Consider the following 15,378-nt stretch of genomic DNA (forward strand, 5'->3'; position numbering starts at 1 on the left):
ATCCAATACAAATAAGAAATGGAAACAAAAAATATATTCAGCGAATCGGGCATCATCATCACACTATTGCTAATTGCCATACCAGTAATTGTTGCTTCGATATTAGTAATCATAAAAGCCAAAAATATTCTAAATAATTTCTTGAAGAAAAAAGAACTCGAAAAATTTAATGAATACTTGAAAGGTCTGAGTGTCGAAGAAGTGCAAAAATTAGAGCAACGTAAAAAGGAACTTGAATATTCTTTATCTAATAATGAACTAGCTGGCGATACGACACCTATAGACGAAAAAGGTTTGATTGACAATGTGAGCGAAGCAAGTTCGTTGCGATTTATTGAACAAAAGAAAAAAAGTCAGGTAAGACCTTATATTGAACCTGATTTAACCAAACTCATTCTATGGTATTTAGGTTGTGCCACTTTTTGGTTGTTGTTTGGAACTACGGTTGGTGAATATGTAGGGATTAAATTTGTTGCTCCAGATGTTGACCATTACAGTTGGTTGAGCTTTGGAAGATTACGACCTGTACACACAAACGCTGTATTTTGGGGTTGGGCATCATTGGCAATGTTGGGCTTGGCTTATTATGTAATTCCGAGAGTTAGCAATGTACCAATTGCAAGTGTAAAAACAGGTTACCGTACCCTAATACTTATAAACGCTTCCGTTATCCTTGGTAGTTTGTTTTTAATGGCTGGTATCAACAATGGTGGTGGCGAATACAGAGAATACATCTGGCCAGTGATGGCGTTGTTTGGTATTGGCGTTATCATTTCACTTAAAAACTTTTACAAAACCATAGCCAAAAGAACGACCAAAGAAATTTACGTATCTAATTGGTATATCATTTCTGCAATGATGTTTCTATTGGTGATTGCCGTAATTGCGTATTGGCCAAGTTGGCAAAATGGATTGGGCGAAACTATTGTTCAAGGCTACTATATGCATCAGGGCGTTGGAATGTGGTTTATGCTTTTCAATCTCGGATTGATGTATTATTTTCTTCCTCAACAATTAAATAAACCTATATACTCTTATAGTTTAGGGATTTTGGCGTTTTGGGTTCAAATCCTTTTTTATACTTTAATTGGAACACATCATTTCATTTTTAGTGCGATTCCTTGGTGGTTGCAAACTGTTGCCATTGTGGGAAGTGCAGGTATGATAATTCCCGTTGTTGCTGGTACTACAAATTTCTTGATGACTTTCAAAGGATCTTGGCACAAGCTTTCAGGCAGTTATACCCTTCCGTTTTATTTAATTGGCATCATATTTTATTTTACAGGTTCATTGCAAGGAACTGCGGAAGCTTTCAAGTTTACCAATTTGGTGTGGCATTTTACCGATTTTACCGTAGCTCATTCGCATCTCACAATGTATGGTATCATCTGCTTTATGCTTTGGGGCTTCATTTATACCGTTGTACCAAGATTGACAGGAAAAGAACCACCTCAAATTACCGTTGGTGCTCATTTTTGGTTGGCACTCATCGGATTGTTATTCTACACATTCCCTTTAATGTACGGCTCTACACTCAGGGGATTGATGTGGATGGAAGGTGCCAAATCATTTATTGAAAGTGTAGAATTGATGGCTCCGTATTGGCTTTGGCGTGCCATCGGTGGCTCATTGATGTGGCTTTCTCATATTTTGTTTGCCTACAACTTTTATGTAATGGTAAAAAAGAAAGTAGAGATAGAAATACCCACTTCACCAAAAGACATTCTAAATGCAAAGGTGGTAATAGACAATCAAGAAGTAACAAATTAATATATACGAAATGGAATTTTTCGATAATCATAAAAAACTATTCAGAACGGCACTCGGACTATTTGTTGGTCTTACAATAGTTGTTGCAATAATGCCTGCCATCAACAATCAAGATAATAATGAACCATTGCCTGGCTATGAGCCATTAAGTCAAGAAGCCTATCTCGGTAAAAAAAGTTTCATCGCCAACGGCTGTGTGGCGTGCCATACCCAACAAGTTAGAAATGTAGATATGGACAATGTTTGGGGCAGCAGACCCGGAATACCTGCCGATTATGCTGGGATTTCGAGAACAGATTTTTGGACAAACACAGCTACCTTAATGGGCACAGAAAGAACTGGTCCCGATTTGACGAATATAGGAACTCGACAACCCAGTTTGGCTTGGAATTTATTACACCTCTATCAACCCAGAACAGTAGTAGAGAAATCAATAATGCCTGCTTACCCTTGGCTATTTGAAATAAAAAATGAATTGGGAGAAAAAGATGTTGAAGTGGTTGTGCCAGACGCATATAGAAAAGGCATAACAGGTAGAATTGTTGCCACACAAGAAGCCCTCAATTTAGTAGCCTATTTGCAAAGTCTAAAGCAAGTGCCTTTACCTGACGGAAAAGTACCAATGGAATTTTTATACGAGAAAAAAGAAAATCCTGTGTTAGTAATTGGAAACAATGCCAACCTACCTGACGGAAAATTATTGTACAATAATAACTGTATGAGTTGCCACCAAGCCAATGGCGAAGGACTTAAAGGAGCATTTCCTTCATTAAAAGGAAGCCCAATAGTATTGGGTGATGACCTTGAATTATTCGTCAATATTATAATGCTTGGTTATGATGCAAGACCAGAATATGCCGTAATGAATGCAGTAGGTTTAGACAATAACCTAACTCCCGAAGAAGTAACTGCCATCATCAATCACGAAAAAACAAGTTGGGGAAACAATGCCAAAACGGTAACTCCTGAAGAAGTGAAAAAGATAATGGACTTTATAAAATTAACATCAAACAACTAAAACGATGAAATTAAAATATCTCTTATCAATACTTGTCGTTTTAACAGCTCAAATAGCAAATGCTTGTCCTGTTTGTGAAAAACAACAGCCAAAAATAACACAAGGATTAACTCACGGTGCAGGACCGCAAAGTAATTGGGATTGGGTAATTATCGCCATCATTTCCGTTATCACCATTTTAACGCTGATATACTCCGTAAAATATCTGTTAAAACCCGGTGAGAAAAATGAAAACCATATCAAACAATCAATCTTAAGCAATTAAATAAGATGGAAGAATATAAAAGCAAAATAAAACTTTTTGTGGATGACGAACAGCATCCAATAGCTGAATTAATTCCGCCAGTGCAATTTGATTTCGACACCAGTAAATTAACTGATGGCGAGCACACGTTGAAACTCATTAGCAAATCGCCAACAGGAAGAGAGGGTATTCGGAAGATAAAATTTCTTGTTAAAAATGGCCCTGCAATTTCAGTTGAAGGTTTGAGTGATAATGGCGTGGTAGATGGAGTTATTCCGCTTATGATTAATGCTTATGACAAAGGAACTCAAAAGAAATTTTTGATTGAAGGAAGCGAAACCCCTCAAAGTATTCCGAGTTGGCTTTGGATTTTACTCATTGCATTTTTGGGTTGGGCAGCATTTTATACCATCACAAATTTTAGTCTATAATTCAATAAAAATAGAAATGGATAATAAAGAAATTTGGTTAGACACATTAATCACAAACACGCCTCAAGAGGGTAGGGAATTAGCCATAAAAATGGCAAGGAAGTCTATTGCAGCCATACAAACAGATGCCGAAACAAGAAAGAAATTAAGAAGCGATTATGCCAATGATACCTCACAACTTATAGCTTCTGCCAATGTAATTGCCATAGAGTTTCAAACTGTGGCTGCAGCAAATAATTATTGGAAAAAATAAATTTAAAGATGAACGACATACTAAATCTTGATGACGTAAAATTGGTGGTAGATTGTTTCTACGGTAAAGTAAGACAAGACGAACAATTGAAAGATGTTTTTAATAATGTCATTCAAGGCCGTTGGCCTGAACATTTAGAAAAAATGTACCGCTTTTGGCAAACGGTTTTGTTGGATGAACACACCTACCACGGCAGTCCGTTTTTACCTCACGCAAAACTTCCTGTTGGCATTGAACATTTCAACCAATGGCTAAAACTCTTTTACGAAACGGTGGATGAAAATTTTGCAGGTGAAAAAGCAGAACGTATGAAATGGCAAGGGCAACGAATGGCAGAAATGTTCCATTCAAAAATTGAGTATTACAAAAACAATCCTTCAACTCCATTGATATGACCTTAGTAAAAATGCCCATAGCTCTTATTTGCACATTCCTTTGGATTGGTTTTGTGTGTGCCATTAGTTTTATGGAAGCTTGGCTCAAATTTCGTGGACCAGGCATTGACCTCCCTTTGGGATTAGGGATAGGCAGAATTGTTTTCAATGCACTCAACAAAGTTGAATGGGCGTTTGCATTGGTTATCATCATCAACTTTTTTTGGAATAGTTCTGAAATTCAGAAATGGCAAAATTTATACTTTGTCATCCCGCTTATTCTTTTATTAATACAAACATTTTGGCTTTTACCAGCTTTGGATGCTAGAGCTGAATTACATATTCAAGGGCTGCTCGTTCCGCCTTCTAACCTTCATTTTTATTATGTAGGATTGGAAGTAATAAAAGTAGCAAGTCTTACAACTTTTGGTTTAACACTTTTTAAAAACACAACAATATGAGCAAAGAAAAAATCATCAATGATATTGAAACAAAATATCAGCAATTGGGCGAAAATCCCGAAACGTACCTAAAAGGATTACTTCACGCAAAACCCATTAATTATTGGGATTATGTGGAAGCCGACACACTCCTTTCCCTTCAAAAACCTAGAACAAATTTTAGGGATGAAGAAATTTTTATAATGTATCATCAGGTAACTGAACTCTTCCTTAAAATGATGGTTCACGAAATAAAACAATTGGTGTATGAACCTTTTAATGAAACCATTTGGTTGGAAAAATTAGACCGATTGAACCGCTACACCAATATGCTTATTGGGTCTTTTGATGTGATGAAATACGGAATGAACTATGACGATTACAACACTTTTAGAAGCAGTTTAACTCCTGCCAGTGGTTTTCAATCGGTAACATTTCGATTGATTGAGATTTATTGCACCCGTTTGGAAAACCTAATCAACGAAGACGGTAATACCAGGTTACCAAACAATCCATCAACTACCGATTATTTTGAACACATCTATTGGAAAGACGCAGGTTTAAATAGAAAAACAGGGAAAAAATCGCTTACGCTATTGCAGTTTGAAGAAAAATATTTAGACCGATTAATTGCAATGGCAAACAAAACGAAAGGCTCTACGCTTGAAGATAAAATGTTGAATATGCAAAATTGTTCGGAAGCACTGAAAACTAAATTGAAAGAATTTGACCATTTGTACAATGTGGCTTGGCCATTGGTACACCTCGAAACAGCTCAACATTATCTTGACCTAAAAGGCGAAAACAAAGCAGCAACAGGCGGTAGCGAATGGAAAAAATATTTGCATCCAAAGTTTCAACAACGTAAATTTTTCCCAACACTTTGGAACAATGACGAAATAACCAATTGGGGAAATAATAAATAACATTTAAAACATCATAAAATGAACATTCAAGAAAATAATATCATCGGAGAATTGGTAGCACAGGATTACCGTGCAGCTTCTGTTTTTAAAAAATATGGCATCGATTTTTGTTGTCAAGGCAATCGTACCATACAAGATGCTTGCGAAGCGAAACAAATTGACGCTTCTTCTGTAGTAGCAGATTTAAACGAAGTAAATAAAGCAACTTCGGAAAGCACCATCGACTATCAATCTTGGCCATTAGACCTTATGGCAGATTATATCGAAAAGAAACACCACCGATATGTGGAAGACAAAACACAAGAAATAAAACCCTATCTCGACAAAATTTGCCGAGTGCACGGTGAACGCCATCCTGAGCTTTTAGAAATCAATGAACACTTTAATGCAACTGCCGGTGAATTAGCAGCACATATGAAAAAAGAAGAATTGATTTTGTTTCCTTTCATTCGCAAAATGGCTAAAGCAAAACAAGAAAACACGAAGTTAGATGAACCACATTTTGGCACAGTAGAAAACCCTATTCAAATGATGATGAACGAACACACTGCCGAAGGCGAACGCTTCAGAAAAATTGAAACACTGAGTGGCAACTACACACCACCCGTAGATGCTTGTAATACTTACAGGGTAACATTCGCCTTGTTGAAAGAATTTGAAGCAGATTTGCACTTGCACATCCATTTGGAGAACAATATTTTGTTTCCAAAAGCAATTGAGCTTGAAAAACAATTTAGAAATGCCTAATCCCATTAAAAGAAACGAAGCACTCAAACCATTAAGCCGTGACCATCATCACGGCTTATTGCTCTGTTGGAAAATACGCCAAGGCATCAAACTAAATGTGGAACCTGAAAGGATAAAAAAATATTTGGATTGGTTTTGGATGAGTTATTTAAAACCACATTTTGAAATTGAAGAGCAATATGTGTTCCCTGTTTTAGGAAGTGAAAATGAGTTGGTAAAACAAGCTTTAAGTGAACATAGAAGATTAAAACGCCTTTTTGAAAACGACATCGACCATAATAAAACCATTAGTTTGATTGAAGAACAATTGGAAAAGCATATCCGATTTGAAGAACGAGTGCTATTTAATGAAATAGAAAAAGTAGCCACTAGCGAACAACTACTTCAGATAGAAATGGATAGTTCAGACAAGAGTTTTTATGAAAATCTATCAGATCCGTTTTGGGAATAACGAGAACTGCCATAAAAATTACAGTTCTTGAAAATGGGACAGAACAAACCATTGAAACCTACAATGGCGAGTACCGTAATTTAATGGAATTGCTAAAGGACAAACTCTATTTTAATTATTTTGGCGAATGTGGCGGAATGGGAAGATGTGCCACTTGCATTGTTAGCACAACCGGATTGAAAGGAAGTTCGGTAATAAAAGATAGGAATGAACCCATAACACTTGCAAGATACGGTTATAAAGATGAACAGAACATTCGCCTTTCTTGCCAATTGTTAATTTCAGCAGATTTGGACGGGGCAAGAGTTGAGTTTACCAGAAATATGAATGATTAACTGATGTTTTTTTATTCTTAACATTCCACTACACAAAGTATTGAATTTAACACCACATTGGTAATAATTCTGACTATCGAATAGTTGAAGTACTACAACAGATGATTTTCGTCATATTTTAAATTTTTCTCAAAAAAACTTGAAGGTATAAATAAAATAGACCTATCTTTGTGAGCGAATATTCACTTACTTAAAACATAAACAAGATGAACGGTAAAAACAACATCGCAATTGGCTTTCTCACAATGGGGCTTTTTATGGCTTACGGCTTTCTATTAATCTACCTGCGAGACTTCGCCCCGGGTAAAGAAGAATGGGTAAACTCATACAGCATAGGAAAGCATTTTGAAAGCAGACTGGCTCACGTTCACGGGAACTTGTTCGCCTTTCTAAACATCCTAATTGGTTATCTGCTCCTACATTTCAGAGACAAATTACAAAACGTGAAATCCATTTCTTGGTTGGCTCTTGCTGGCTTACTAATGCCAATTGGAATATTAACAGAGGTCTATTTTGGAGTGCCTCCTGTTTTAGTATTAATTGGTGCAATTGCTATGACAGCTTCTGTAATTTGGTTAGGAGTTGCGTTTTTAAAAATGAAATCTATCACTCAATAATTAATAAACTTGAAATACATAAAAATGAAAAATTTAAATTCAATTGGGTTACACCAAGACAAAGCCGAAGAATTGGCAAATAAATTAAACGAGTTACTCGCAAACTATTCAATCTTTTATCAAAACACAAGAGGCTTTCACTGGAACATTAAGGGTGAAAAGTTTTTTGAATTGCATTTAAAATTTGAAGAACTCTACAATGATTTGTTGCTAAAAATTGATGAAGTAGCAGAACGCATATTAACATTGGGACACACACCCGAGCATAGCTATTCTCAATACGCTAAAACATCAACCATAAAAGAAAGCAAAAAAGTTTCAGATGGATTGATTGCAGTAGAACAAATTTTGGAAGGATTTAAAACAACTATAGTTATGCAAAGAGAAATTCTGGCATTGGCTTCTGATGCAAATGATGAGGGAACAAACGCTTTAATGAGCGATTATATCCGCTTTCAGGAAAAACAAGTATGGATGTATTCATCATTCTTAAAAAAATAACAAATGACAACAGAAACAATTTCTGATAGACAGCTCGAAATCATTGAAGCAGCAGGAAAAATATTGACTGCTGCGGGAATAAGTGGGCTAACAATTAAGAACTTAGCTAAGGAAATGAAATTTTCTGAAAGTGCCATTTACAGGCATTTTACAAGCAAGGAAGAAATCATTATTGCCTTACTTGAATATCTTGCTCAAAGTATGGATGAACGCTATACCAATGCTATTTCAAGTGAACAAACACCAGAAGAAAAATTCACTACTCTGTTTCAAAACCAATTTTCGTTCTTTAAAAGGCATCCGCATTTTGTAGTGGCGGTATTCTCTGACGGATTGATGGAAGAAAGTGAACGAATTAATGAAACCATTCTAAAAATTATGCAGGTTAAAATGAAGCACTTGATGCCTATCATAATGGAAGGTCAACAAAAAAACATTTTCACCAATTCCATTACTTCAGATGAATTAATTCATATCGTAATGGGTACATTTCGATTGCAAATGTTTAAATGGCGGGTTGCCAATTTTCAATTTGACATAAACAGAAACGGAGATAATATGATACAAGCATTATTAACACTCATAAAATCCAGATGAAAAAGTATGTCCTCTATACATCAGCAGTAATTCTAACTGCATTTGGCTTGCTTACTTTATTCCTAAGCACTTCCGTAATATTTGATTTGTTTGGCATCAGAGCCAAAGAAGGCAATTATGTTCTGTTTGTCGTTTGGTCAAATTTCATCAGTAGCATTCTTTATTTGTTTGCTGCTTATGGGTTTGTTAAAGGCAAAAAATGGACTACCACACTCTTAGGTATTTCAACTATTATACTGATAGCTGCATTTATCGGGCTTAAAATTCACGCTAATTCGGGCGGTATTTATGAAACAAAAACCATCGGTGCAATGATTTTCAGAATTGCGGTAACGCTTGTATTTGCAATCATTGCATTTTTCACTATCAATAAACAATTAAATAAAAATCATAATGAATAAATTAATCTTAACATTTGCCGTAGGTAGCTTATTGCTATACAGTTGTGGCAATTCCTCAAACGAGAAATTAAATAATCAAACAGAAGTTGCCGAACATAATGATCATCATCACGATGATGAAAGTGAAGCCATCGAACTTAACAATGGTGAAAAATGGCAAGTGGATGCCAATATGATAACTCATATCAGAAATATGGAAAATGATGTTGTTTCCTATGCTAAGGTCGAGCAAAAAGATTACAAATCATTATCTGAAAAACTACAATCAAACATTGATTTGCTTACTTCTAATTGCACAATGAAAGGCAAAGCCCACGATGAATTGCACAAGTGGCTGTTGCCATACATTGATTTGGTAAAAGAACTTTCAGAAGCTAAAGATGAAACCGAAGCATCAAAGCATTTTGAAAATATTCAAATTTCATTCACAACATTTAATCAATACTTCCAATGAACATAAAAGAATTACACACACAAGAAAAATCAGTTTCAGCAACTTCTCTTTTCAAAAGTGAACTGGGCAATGCAACAGCTATCCAAATTTTGAAAGGCGAGAAATTAAAAGAGCATATTACCAAAACACCAGCACTTTTGATTTGCGTGGAAGGAGAAGTGATTTTTGAAAATGAAAAAGGGATAAAAGAAACACTATTCTCGGGCGACTTTGTAAACATTGAACCAATGGTAAAACATTGGGTTTTAGGAACAATTGAAAGTCAATTAATACTCATTAAGTAAAAAAATTTGACCAATGAAGTTAGCGAATATTCACAAACATTATTTTGTTCTATTACTCATAATAGTAGAATTTCAATCTGCACAAGCACAAACTTGGACTTTGCAACAATGTATTGATATAGCACAGGTTCACAATAAAAACCTGCAAATGAGCAGAAACAATATGGCTATTGGCGAACAAAGAGAAAAAGAAGCCAAAGCCAATTTAATTCCGAAAGTAACAGCCAATGCAGATTACAAGTATTTTGCAAACCTCCCCTATCAGCTTTTACCAGTGAATGCTTTCAATCCTGCACTACCCGAAGGAGAATATAGGGCAATGCAGTTTGGCGTTCCGCATAACATCAACGCAAACTTACAATTCTCAATGCCTTTGTATAATCCGCAGGTTTATGGAGCCATACAAACTACAAAAATCGCTTCGGAATTGACAGACTTGCAGTATCAAAAAACCGAAGAGCAAATCTATTTTGAAATCTCCAATTTGTATTACAATGCACAAATCTTGCATCATCAATTGGCATTTATTGACAGCAATCTGATTAATGCAGAACGACTTCTGAAAAATATGCAATTGCTCAATGAACAATTGCTTGCCAAAGGAACAGATGTTAGCAAAGTAAAATTGCAAGTATCGCAATTAACCACCCAAAAGGAAACCATCAAAAGCAAATACGAGCAGGTTTTAAATGCTTTGAAATTTGCTATGGGTATTTCTATTGAACAAAATTTGCAAATTGAACCAAACATTCAATATCAAAACACAAATGAATACACAACTTCATCAACCTTAGATGTTCGAATAATAAAAACTCAAAACCGCTTATTGTCGAGTGAACTCAACACACTCAACAAATCAAGGTATTTGCCTTCGCTAAACCTGGTTGGTATCTATGGAACAACGGGCTTTGGTTATAACGGACAACCTGCTTCTTTCCTTGATTTTTATCCGATTGGTTTTGCAGGTGTTCAATTATCTTATCCATTATTTAATGGAACAGTTACACTGCGAAAAATAAATCAGAAAACGCTTGAACTCCGAAACAACGAACTTCAATTTGGAATGCTTACCGAACAAAACAATATGCAAGTTGAAAATGCCAAAATACAAAGAGAAGTCGCTAAAAAAACGGTAGAAACCACAACCGAACAAATACAATTGGCACAAACAATCTACGAACAAACCGTTCTTCAACAGAAACAAGGAACGGCAAGTTTAACAGATGTTTTGCTAGCAGACAATGCTTTGCGTGAAGCACAACAAACCTACCTATCTGCTGTAATTGATTTCCTAAAAGCAGACCTTGAACTTAAAAAACTAACTGGAAATATTTTAATAATCAAATAATTATCACAATGAATACAAAATCATCAATCCTAAAAAAAGTGCTATACGTCATCATACCGTTGGCGATAATTGCCATTGTAGTAATTAAGTTAAAAACAAACAAGGAAATTACGCAGAGTAAAGTGTATCAATACGATAAAGAACAAGCTATAAATGTTCAAGTAGATAGATTGCAACTTGAAAATGTGAATGCAGAATATTCTTATTCAGGCACATTTGAGCCCAACAAGGAAACAAAAATAAGTGCCGAATTACAAGGGAAAATTAACGCCATTTTAGTAGATGCTGGTAGCGTGGTAAGTAAAGGTCAACCTTTAATTCAATTGGATAATTCATTGCTGAAATTGCAATTGCAAACTATTGAAGTGCAAATAGAAGGATTGGAAGCAGATGTAAACCGCTATACCATTTTAGCTAAAGCGGATGCCATTCAAGGTGTTCAATTAGAAAAAGCGGAGTTAGGTTTGAAATCTGCAAAAGTTCAGAAAGCAACCTTATTGGAGCAGATAAATAAAACCACTATCAAAGCACCTTTTAGCGGAGTGGTTACTGCAAAATTAAGTGAAGAAGGAGCTTTTGCTGCACCGGGCGTTCCATTGCTCCAAATAACGGACATTACAACTTTAAAATTCACCGTAAATGTTTCCGAAAAAGATTTAAGTCAGTTCAAATTAAATCAAAGCTATTCGCTTACGGCAGATGCCTATTCTGAAATTTTATTGACTGGAAAAACTACTATGATTGGCAGTAAAGCTAATATGGGCAGTAGTTTTCCTATTCAGTTTACAGTAAATAATACATCCGACTTGAAAATAAAATCTGGGATGTTTGGTAAAGTTTTACTCAAAAACGAAACGTCTGGAAAGGGAATTATCATACCGTCATCTGCAATACAAGGCACAGATAACCAACCACAGGTTTATGTTGTGAAAAATGGCAAAGCCCTTTTGCAAAACATCACTATTTCAAAAAAGACACAAAACAAAGCAGTTGTGTCAAATGGATTAAATGAAGGTGATGTAATTGTAATAAATGGCTTCATCAATCTTTTTGATGGAGCGAATGTAACGGTTAAATAAAATCAGCGAAAAATGAATATTACAGAAATATCAATCAAACGTCCTTCGCTGATAATAGTGCTTTTCAGCGTATTTACTTTATTAGGATTTATCGGGTATAAAAATTTAAGTTACGAGTTAATGCCTGACTTTAACCAGCCTGTGGTTGTAATTAAAACTGTTTACCCTGGTGCCGAACCAAACGAAGTAGAAACATCTGTTTCACGGAAAATCGAAGATGCTTTATCCAACTTGGAAGGTGTAGATTACTTGGTTACAAAGTCATTACCCAATGCTTCTATCATCATAGCCAATCTGAAATACGGATCAGATTTAGACAAATCAATGCAAGACGCACAACGCTACATTGACAACATTCGCAAAGATTTACCACAGGATATTTTAAGTCCTGTAATGAGTAAAGTTTCGCCAAATGATTTGCCGATAATGTCTATCAGTGCAACAAGTAATTTGTCTGCTACCGAGTTTTATCAAAAAATGAAAGATGATTATCTGCCACAAATACAACAAATAAAAGGTGTTGCAGAGATTACTGTTTTAGGCGGTGAAGAAAGAGAAATACAAGTAAAAATAAATCAGGACAAACTGAAATTGTATAAAATTTCAATGGTTCAGGTAGTTGAAGCAATTAATCGTTCTGGCTTAGACTTACCTGCTGGAAAGGTGCAAACCGAGAAAGAAAGTAATTCAGTTCGTTTAACGGGAAAATTTGCATCTATTGAGGATATTAAAAATGTTCAGGTGGCAATGCCAGTTATAGGAAGTCCAGTTTATGTAAAAGACATTGCAGATGTTATAGATGGCATAAAAGAAACAACTTCCATCAGTCGTTACAACGGTAAAAACGGCATTGGTTTAATGCTGAAAAAACAAGGTGATGCAAATGCTGTTGATGTTTCAAAATTGGTGCGGGAGAAATTTCAAACCATTGAACAACAAAATGCAAGTTCGGGTGTGAAATTTATTATTGCAGACGATAGCACCGACAACACAATTGCAGCCGTTAATTCCGTTGTTTTCGATTTGATTTTGGCGGTGTTGTTGGTATCGTTGGTGATGCTTTTATTTCTGCGAAGTTTTAGAAATTCTTTAATCGTTTTGGTAGCTATTCCAACATCTTTAGTTACTGCATTCGCTGTGATGTGGCTTTTGGGTTACACCTTAAACTTAATGACCCTGCTTGCAATGTCTTTAATCATTGGTATTTTGGTAGATGATGCTACCGTAGTTTTAGAAAACATTCAAAAGCACTTAGATAAAGGAAAAGACAAACGATCTGCTGCAATGGATGGCAGAATGGAAATTGGCTTTGCTGCTTTATCCATCACCTTAGTTGACGTTGTGGTTTTTTTACCTATTCTTTTTCTACAAGTGTTTGTTGCTGATATGCTAAAGCAGTTTTCGGTTGTAGTAGTAACTTCTACTCTCACCAGTTTATTGGTTGGTTTTACTTTAACGCCTTGGATGGCTTCTCGTATTGGCAAAAAAGAAGACTTACAACCTACCAATTTTTTCAATCGCTTTTTACTATGGTTTGAAATTCAATTAGAAAACTTTAATGAATGGTATGGTCGAAGATTAGAATGGGTATTGAGCCATAAATTAGCTTTTACAGGTATCGTTATTGTGCTTTTTGCAATGACTTTAGGCATTATGAAACAAGGTATTATTGGTAAAGAATTAATATCAACTGGCGACCAAGGAAAATTTAGAATGGCATTAGAATTTGATAAGTCCACATCTATACATCAAAACAATTTAATTGCTCAAAAGATTGAAACATACATTATTCAACAACCCGAAGTAGCAACGGTATTCAGCAACATTGGCGGACCAAGCACTGGTATTGGAAGTTTAGGTGTAGGTTCAGCAAATAAAACGGAATTTACTATTCAATTAAAATCCAAAAAAGAATTGGATAATTTACCTACCGAAACTTTTATGAAAAATCTTCGGGAAGATCTAAAGTCAAAATTTCCGAGTATCAATTATTCAATGGCAGCATTGGGTTTAATTCCACGTTCAGCACCAATCGAAATTACGTTAAGTGGTAGCAATTTGGATTTGGTGATGAAAACAGGCGATGAATTGAAAACGGTAATAGAAAAAATTCCCGGTGCGGATAATGTTCGCTTATCCGTTGAAGCAGGTAGTCCCGAATACAAAATAATTCCCGACAAAGATAAAATGCAACGATTAGGTTTAACAACCGCTTATGTTGGTTTGAACCTAAGAACTGCCTTTACAGGAAATGATGAAGCAACTCTAACCGAAAACGGAACAGAATATCCTGTAAGAATTTGGTTAGATGAATTTAGCAGACGAAATTTTGAAGATGTTCAATCACTTTCCATTATTAACCCAATGGGTATACCAGTTGAAGTTTCACAATTTGCAAGCGTTGAGCAAGACAATTCTCCGTCATTATTAGAACGAAAAGACCGACAACCAGCAGTTACGCTTACAGCAGATGCTTTAGGTAGACCATCAGGAACTGTTGCTGATGATGTAGTTGCTTATCTTAAAGAAAATCCATTGCCAAAAGGAATTCAAATGACTTGGGGTAGCGACATCAAAAGACAGAATGATAGTTTTGGAGCATTAGGTTCAGTATTGCTCATTTCATTTTTGCTGATTTACCTGATAATGGTAGCACTTTATGACAGCTTTGTTTATCCATTTGTTGTTTTGTTTTCTATTCCAGTTGCTGCAATTGGGGCGTTTTTCGCTTTGAATTTGTCGTTAAGCAATTTGAGTTTATTCGCATTATTGGGTTTAATTATGCTAATGGGCTTAGTGGTAAAAAACGCTATTCTAATTGTCGATTTTACCAATCAATTAAAAGCAGAAGGTAAACATTTCAAAGAAGCCTTAATCATAGCAGGAAAAGGTCGTATGCGACCAATTCTAATGACAACGCTTTCAATGGTTGTTGGTATGCTTCCAATCGCAATGGCGACAGGAACAGCAGCAGAATGGAAAAACGGACTTGCTTGGGTAATAATTGGCGGACTTCTTTCATCTTTAATTTTAACTGTGTTTTTAGTGCCTATGGTTTATTATTTGGTTGACACAGCAAAAGGAAAAATAAATCGTAAAAAATAATTG

General features: G+C 35.5%; 20 protein-coding genes. All 20 read left to right on the forward strand.

What is annotated here, in order from left to right; translation table 11 throughout:
- The first annotated feature begins 18 nt into the window (after positions 1-18).
- The 20 genes from IPI31_15340 (at position 19) to IPI31_15435 (ending at position 15,375) form a co-directional block, all read left to right on the forward strand.
- Positions 19-1,770 (forward strand): cbb3-type cytochrome c oxidase subunit I, encoded by a 1,752-nt coding sequence (locus tag IPI31_15340; protein MBK7569194.1) that lies wholly within the window; start codon positions 19-21, stop codon positions 1,768-1,770.
- A gap of 10 nt (positions 1,771-1,780) precedes the next feature.
- Positions 1,781-2,788 carry a cytochrome c gene (locus IPI31_15345; protein MBK7569195.1) on the forward strand — a complete coding sequence of 336 codons (1,008 nt, stop codon included), beginning with the start codon at positions 1,781-1,783 and terminating at the stop codon, positions 2,786-2,788.
- A gap of 4 nt (positions 2,789-2,792) precedes the next feature.
- The gene (locus IPI31_15350) at positions 2,793-3,053 is read left to right on the forward strand and encodes a hypothetical protein (GenBank protein MBK7569196.1); all 261 of its coding nucleotides are present in this window, start codon (positions 2,793-2,795) and stop codon (positions 3,051-3,053) included.
- Positions 3,054-3,058: 5 nt separating this feature from the next.
- A complete protein-coding gene (locus tag IPI31_15355; protein MBK7569197.1) occupies positions 3,059-3,463 on the forward strand; it encodes a cytochrome C in 405 nt (134 codons plus the stop codon).
- A gap of 16 nt (positions 3,464-3,479) precedes the next feature.
- Entirely contained in the window at positions 3,480-3,716 is a 237-nt protein-coding gene (locus IPI31_15360; GenBank protein MBK7569198.1) for a hexameric tyrosine-coordinated heme protein, read from the forward strand.
- Positions 3,717-3,724: 8 nt separating this feature from the next.
- Complete coding sequence (locus IPI31_15365; GenBank protein ID MBK7569199.1) at positions 3,725-4,111, forward strand: group III truncated hemoglobin; 387 nt, start codon at positions 3,725-3,727, stop codon at positions 4,109-4,111.
- Positions 4,108-4,551, forward strand: coding sequence for a hypothetical protein (locus tag IPI31_15370; GenBank protein MBK7569200.1), 444 nt, complete (start codon positions 4,108-4,110; stop codon positions 4,549-4,551). Before IPI31_15365 ends, IPI31_15370 begins: the two co-directional genes overlap by 4 nt.
- Complete coding sequence (locus IPI31_15375; GenBank protein ID MBK7569201.1) at positions 4,548-5,456, forward strand: tryptophan 2,3-dioxygenase; 909 nt, start codon at positions 4,548-4,550, stop codon at positions 5,454-5,456. The genes IPI31_15370 and IPI31_15375 overlap by 4 nt, the downstream gene beginning before the upstream one ends.
- Positions 5,457-5,474: 18 nt before the next feature.
- On the forward strand, positions 5,475-6,203 hold the full coding sequence (gene ric / locus IPI31_15380) for an iron-sulfur cluster repair di-iron protein (GenBank protein ID MBK7569202.1): 729 nt from the start codon (positions 5,475-5,477) through the stop codon (positions 6,201-6,203).
- Positions 6,196-6,654, forward strand: coding sequence for a hemerythrin domain-containing protein (locus IPI31_15385; protein ID MBK7569203.1), 459 nt, complete (start codon positions 6,196-6,198; stop codon positions 6,652-6,654). Before ric ends, IPI31_15385 begins: the two co-directional genes overlap by 8 nt.
- On the forward strand, positions 6,645-6,989 hold the full coding sequence (locus tag IPI31_15390) for a 2Fe-2S iron-sulfur cluster binding domain-containing protein (protein MBK7569204.1): 345 nt from the start codon (positions 6,645-6,647) through the stop codon (positions 6,987-6,989). The genes IPI31_15385 and IPI31_15390 overlap by 10 nt, the downstream gene beginning before the upstream one ends.
- Positions 6,990-7,195: 206 nt before the next feature.
- A complete protein-coding gene (locus tag IPI31_15395) occupies positions 7,196-7,606 on the forward strand; it encodes a hypothetical protein (protein MBK7569205.1) in 411 nt (136 codons plus the stop codon).
- 24 nt (positions 7,607-7,630) lie between these two features.
- Positions 7,631-8,107 carry a DNA starvation/stationary phase protection protein gene (locus IPI31_15400; protein ID MBK7569206.1) on the forward strand — a complete coding sequence of 159 codons (477 nt, stop codon included), beginning with the start codon at positions 7,631-7,633 and terminating at the stop codon, positions 8,105-8,107.
- A gap of 3 nt (positions 8,108-8,110) precedes the next feature.
- Positions 8,111-8,704 carry a TetR/AcrR family transcriptional regulator gene (locus IPI31_15405; GenBank protein MBK7569207.1) on the forward strand — a complete coding sequence of 198 codons (594 nt, stop codon included), beginning with the start codon at positions 8,111-8,113 and terminating at the stop codon, positions 8,702-8,704.
- The gene (locus IPI31_15410; protein ID MBK7569208.1) at positions 8,701-9,105 is read left to right on the forward strand and encodes a hypothetical protein; all 405 of its coding nucleotides are present in this window, start codon (positions 8,701-8,703) and stop codon (positions 9,103-9,105) included. The genes IPI31_15405 and IPI31_15410 overlap by 4 nt, the downstream gene beginning before the upstream one ends.
- Positions 9,098-9,559 carry a hypothetical protein gene (locus tag IPI31_15415; GenBank protein MBK7569209.1) on the forward strand — a complete coding sequence of 154 codons (462 nt, stop codon included), beginning with the start codon at positions 9,098-9,100 and terminating at the stop codon, positions 9,557-9,559. The genes IPI31_15410 and IPI31_15415 overlap by 8 nt, the downstream gene beginning before the upstream one ends.
- The gene (locus IPI31_15420; protein ID MBK7569210.1) at positions 9,556-9,843 is read left to right on the forward strand and encodes a hypothetical protein; all 288 of its coding nucleotides are present in this window, start codon (positions 9,556-9,558) and stop codon (positions 9,841-9,843) included. Before IPI31_15415 ends, IPI31_15420 begins: the two co-directional genes overlap by 4 nt.
- Before the next feature lie 13 nt (positions 9,844-9,856).
- Positions 9,857-11,191 (forward strand): TolC family protein, encoded by a 1,335-nt coding sequence (locus tag IPI31_15425; GenBank protein MBK7569211.1) that lies wholly within the window; start codon positions 9,857-9,859, stop codon positions 11,189-11,191.
- A gap of 8 nt (positions 11,192-11,199) precedes the next feature.
- Positions 11,200-12,270, forward strand: coding sequence for an efflux RND transporter periplasmic adaptor subunit (locus IPI31_15430; protein MBK7569212.1), 1,071 nt, complete (start codon positions 11,200-11,202; stop codon positions 12,268-12,270).
- 12 nt (positions 12,271-12,282) lie between these two features.
- Positions 12,283-15,375, forward strand: coding sequence for an efflux RND transporter permease subunit (locus tag IPI31_15435; protein ID MBK7569213.1), 3,093 nt, complete (start codon positions 12,283-12,285; stop codon positions 15,373-15,375).
- The last annotated feature ends 3 nt before the right edge of the window (positions 15,376-15,378 follow it).

It is taken from the genome of Bacteroidota bacterium (assembly GCA_016706865.1).
Taxonomy (GTDB): domain Bacteria; phylum Bacteroidota; class Bacteroidia; order Chitinophagales; family BACL12; genus UBA7236.